A 469-nucleotide genomic window follows, 5' to 3' on the forward strand; every position below is an offset into this window, starting at 1 on the left:
GAATGCATGCGCGTTATGCAGGCCGCAGGCGTGGCCGACGAGCTAGCTGCGGATATGCAGGTAGATACTCCGGCACAATGGACCTTCGCCGATGGAAGCATCCTGGCGCGATACTGGAAGCTGAAACGGCCATATGGCTGGCCCGTTCTCAACTTCTTGTACCAACCGTGGTTAGAAACCCGTTTGAGCGATCTTCTTTCACGCCACGCCAATGTGCAAGTCCGTAGAGGCAGGGAGCTCGTCTCCTTCCAGCAGGATAGCGAGTGGGTTCACGTAGCCCATCAGGCTACCCACAACTTCCGCTTCAGCGATTGCAATGACGCTTGCGGTGAATCTGACGTGTCACCAAACACCCAGATGATCCGGACACGCTACCTGATTGGCGCAGATGGGGGGCGAAGTAAGGTACGCGAAGTGCTTGGGATAAAAATGGAAGGAAAGAACTTTCCCGAGCCGTGGCTAGTTGTCG

The 469-nt window shown here is 55.9% G+C and carries 1 protein-coding gene; it reads left to right on the top strand.

Features of this window, described 5'->3' with window-relative positions; translation table 11 throughout:
- Nucleotides 1-30: 30 nt before the first annotated feature.
- Nucleotides 31-469: FAD-dependent monooxygenase (locus VG556_RS22440; protein WP_423180060.1), on the top strand; the 439-nt coding region annotated here is incomplete at its 3' end.

Origin of the sequence: Stenotrophomonas sp. CASM106 (assembly GCF_049384825.1) — a bacterium.
Taxonomy (GTDB): Bacteria; Pseudomonadota; Gammaproteobacteria; order Xanthomonadales; family Xanthomonadaceae; genus Stenotrophomonas; species Stenotrophomonas muris.